The following is a 4,015-nucleotide window of genomic DNA, read 5'->3' as shown; positions in this document are numbered from 1 at the left end:
AACACCGTATAAAAATAATTGCGGTTTTGTGCTAAAACAAAGGTAGTTGTGTGTTTGCTTGCATCTGATTTTCCTTCGGAAAATCCTCGCACGCAAACCCGCAACTATTCTTATACATCAACGTTGGGCATAATTTAAAAACACACACGATATTAAAATGGCAAAAACCAATAACCAAATAACTAAACCAACATTGACAATTTCTAATTCAGATTTTAAAAATCAACTATCTGAAAGAATTGATATTGGTGAAGAATTATTTCAACGAGTAATTAATACGCCAGACGATTTAGATAAACTTGAACAAGACTATAGGTTATGGAATGATTACAATCGTGAATATTTACAGCAAAAATTTGACATGCCTAAAAATGAATATGCTGGAAGCTATGCCCAAGCAGGATATTCCTTTATTGGAGAATTAGGAGAGGTTAGAGATAACCCTGTCCTGTCTAAAAAAAACTTATTAAAATATAAATTAGACAACCTAAAGTCCTTATCTGCTAAGTCTGACTTATTAAAATCATCTGCAAATAATTTAATGACTAAGAACATTAAAATCAACACCTTGGATATGTCCAAAGTTTTTATTGTTCATGGACATGATGATTTGGCTAAGATAGAAACCGCAAGGTTTATTGAAAAATTAGGATTCGAACCCATTATTTTACATGAACAGGCAAGTTCAGGAAAAACAATAATTGAAAAAATTGAAAGCTATTCTAATGTAGGTTTTGGTATTGTACTATATACCCCTTGTGATTCAGGCTCAAAAAAAGGAGAAGAAACAAATTTAAAATCAAGAGCTCGTCAAAATGTGGTATTTGAACATGGCTTTCTGATTGGAAAAATTGGGAGAAAAAATGTCTGTGCTCTGGTAAAGGATAATGTTGAAACGCCCAATGATATTTCTGGAGTTGTTTATATCTCAATGGCAAATGATTGGAAACTTGACCTTGCCAAAGAATTACGGAATAGTGGATATAAAGTTGATATGAATTTAGTAATATAAAAACTATGCCCAACAAAGTATATAAAAAATTGCTGGTTTTAGCTAAACCAAAATTAGTTGCTCGTTTGCTAGCTTCTGATTTTCCTTCGGAAAATCCTCGCACACAAACACGCAACATTTCATATACATAAACGTTGGCAACAATGTCCAGAAACCCATGAACAGAATATTAATCATATTTCTAATAATCGGATTTTACTCTTGCGGAGAAAAACAAAAATCTGAAAAGAAAGCGGAAAATGTCGAAATTGGAAAGTCAGTTTCTGAACTCAAAGATTTTGAATTACTTCAAGATTTTGAGAAAAATAAAGAGGAATTTGGAACACCAGACACTTTTGAACTTAACGAAGATTTGATTGAGGGTGGCGAATTAAAAGTATATCACGACAAAAACTTTGATTATGTGGTAATGGACTTTTGGCTTTATGGAGAAACCGGAAAACTGAATTACACTTATTGGACTGAAAAAGATGGAAAAATGAAATTCAAATTTGTAAAACAAGTGAAATACAAATATGATAAGCCATTTAATCAGAAAGATATTAAAATTGATACAACTATATACTATCTATCATTTTCGGAACTGAAAAAGAAATTATTTGACATCAATCAAACTGAAATTAGGAATGAAAAATTAATTGATAGTATAAATACCGAAGTAGAATCCTTTTTTAAGGAAGTTACTAAAGGAACTGAAATAGTAAAATAAAACACAGTTGCCAACACCGTGTATAATTAATTGCTCTGGCAAGTGCTTATTTGGAAAATTCCTTCGGAATTTTCTCGCGTTCGTTTTTGTTTACTAAATTAGTTGCTGAACCACGCAACAAACCATACACAAACACGTTGTACACAATACCTGAAATGAAAATTGGAACTAAAATATTAATACTATTTCTGACTTTTAATTTGCTTTCCTGCAAAGGTTCTGCGCAAGAAAATGAAACAAAAAAAACTATTTCCGAATTTGACTTCTCAACTATTGAAAAGTTTAGAGAAACGAAACTTAAAGGTCAAATAATTAACGATTATGATAGTATTTTCAGTCCTTCAGAATTGAAAGAATTATCGAATATTATTTATGACTATAACATTGAAACAACTCGACAAATAGTTGTTGTGACAATTGATAGTATTTCACCTTATTCCGATATTCAAAAATTCGCGACTGATTTAAGCAATTATTGGGAAATTGGAAATGCAGAAAAAAATAATGGACTGACAATTGTAATGTGCAATCCTTGTAGAAAAATTGGAATTGCAACTGGAACTGAAACTGAACTGATTTTGACAAACGAAATATGTAAAAAAGTAATTGACCAAACCATAATTCCCGAATTTAAAAATGGAAATTTCTATGTTGGAATTAAAAACGGAGTGGTTGAATTAATAGAAAAATGGAAATAAAAGTACTGTGTACAACACTGTACAAAATTAATTGCTTTCTTTTTGCTTACTTCCGAAAATCCTCGCGGATTTTCTTTGTAATTTTTTATTTACTAACTTTAACGCTTAAACATCGCAACTAACTTTGTACAAAAACGTTGGGCACAAGCTAAAAAGACACTGCAACAATGACAGATACAGATAAAATAAAATTCATTTTAGGTAAAGAAACTTCTGAATATCTTCTGATTCTTGTAGATAATTTTGCCTATCCAGATTCGACTGATTTTTGGGACGGCAATTGGATTAATACACGGATTAAAATAAAAGTCGGTGGATTTATTGGTGACTATAGAGCACAGCTTCGAAATGTTGATTTTTTAGATTTTAAAAATGGACTTGAGAGATTGTATAATAAACTTGATGGATATGCAAACTTTAATTGTCTTGAGGATTATATACAAATTAAAATCAAAGGTGATGGATTAGGTCATTTTTCGGCTGATTGTGTTGCTAATGATAGTCCTGGGATTTATGGACATGAATTGAATTTCTCGATTAACTTTGACCAAACCGAAATTCATAGCTTGACTAAAATGATTGATGATTTATTGATTGGGTTTCCAATCAAGGACATAGAACAAATACAAAAAAACAAAGGAATTAAATGAGAACTTTGGAGATTCATGGACAAGAGTTTGATTCGTTAGAAGGATTTTATAAAAGCCTTGAATCTTGCTTAATAGCAGGAGAATGCCCATGGGGACAAAATCTTGATTCACTGGACGAGATTGTTTCATGCAATTTCAACTACTCAGACAATAATGAAAATGATGTAAATTGTATCATATGGACTGATTTTCAAAAATCAAAAGCGGAGATTAAAGATAAACGGGGAGACAAAACCGTGATTGAAATAATTGAAGAGATTTTTAATAGTAACGAGATGATTGAATTTATTAAAAAATAGCCAGTGCCCAACACATGGTATAGTGCATGCGGGTTTCAGAGGTTTTCGAGAGTTTGTGGCTCGTAAAAAAGGGTAGTGTATCCTGATAGGAAAATCGACTCGTATTCCCGCACGACACCATACCATCAACCGTTATGTAGCAGTAAAAACCCAGAAAAAAGCAAACGTAAATTTTGCGGAAATTAAGCGGAATATTACTAGATTTTTGAACTGTATAAAAAAACAAAGTTTGCGGAATTATAAAAATAACGGAATTTCTAAAAATTTGAGCTAGTAAAAATCTATAGAACGGAATTCTAAAAACGGAAACGGAAAACCAAAAATTGCGGAGAAAGAAAAATATCAAAAACTAAAAAAAAAGGACATTTAAATCTTTGTCTAAATTCAAAACCGCTACATAACATGGTATAAATTTAATTGCTTGTAGTTACTTAATCGGAAAAATCCTGCGGATTTTTCCTTTGGCTTGCGTTTTTTTGCTATTTTAGTACCTAATCCACGCAACTAAAAATTATACAAAACGTTGGCAACAAGCTGAAAAAAAACTATGGCAGAATGTATAGAATGTGGCGAATACACAAAATTCAATGGAGGATTATGTTATTCTTGCTACAAAACTGAAAATAAAAAAAATAAACCAGAAACAT

Annotated in this window: 5 protein-coding genes; all 5 read left to right on the top strand. The window is 31.3% G+C overall.

Annotated features, from left to right (window positions below; translation table 11 throughout):
- Positions 1 to 157: 157 nt before the first annotated feature.
- Entirely contained in the window at positions 158 to 1,012 is an 855-nt protein-coding gene (locus ACFQ1R_RS12970) for a TIR domain-containing protein (RefSeq protein WP_379926681.1), read from the top strand.
- A gap of 157 nt (positions 1,013 to 1,169) precedes the next feature.
- Complete coding sequence (locus tag ACFQ1R_RS12965) at positions 1,170 to 1,721, top strand: hypothetical protein (RefSeq protein WP_379926680.1); 552 nt, start codon at positions 1,170 to 1,172, stop codon at positions 1,719 to 1,721.
- A gap of 155 nt (positions 1,722 to 1,876) precedes the next feature.
- Positions 1,877 to 2,419: a TPM domain-containing protein gene (locus ACFQ1R_RS12960; protein ID WP_379926679.1), complete on the top strand. Its 543-nt coding sequence runs from the start codon at positions 1,877 to 1,879 to the stop codon at positions 2,417 to 2,419.
- A 167-nt stretch (positions 2,420 to 2,586) separates the two neighbouring features.
- A complete protein-coding gene (locus tag ACFQ1R_RS12955; RefSeq protein WP_379926678.1) occupies positions 2,587 to 3,069 on the top strand; it encodes a WapI family immunity protein in 483 nt (160 codons plus the stop codon).
- Complete coding sequence (locus tag ACFQ1R_RS12950) at positions 3,066 to 3,368, top strand: hypothetical protein (protein ID WP_379926677.1); 303 nt, start codon at positions 3,066 to 3,068, stop codon at positions 3,366 to 3,368. Before ACFQ1R_RS12955 ends, ACFQ1R_RS12950 begins: the two co-directional genes overlap by 4 nt.
- The last annotated feature ends 647 nt before the right edge of the window (positions 3,369 to 4,015 follow it).

It is taken from the genome of Mariniflexile jejuense (assembly GCF_042675665.1).
In the GTDB taxonomy this organism is placed as follows: domain Bacteria; phylum Bacteroidota; class Bacteroidia; order Flavobacteriales; family Flavobacteriaceae; genus Mariniflexile; species Mariniflexile jejuense.
This window is presented reverse-complemented; position numbering and strand designations above follow the sequence as displayed.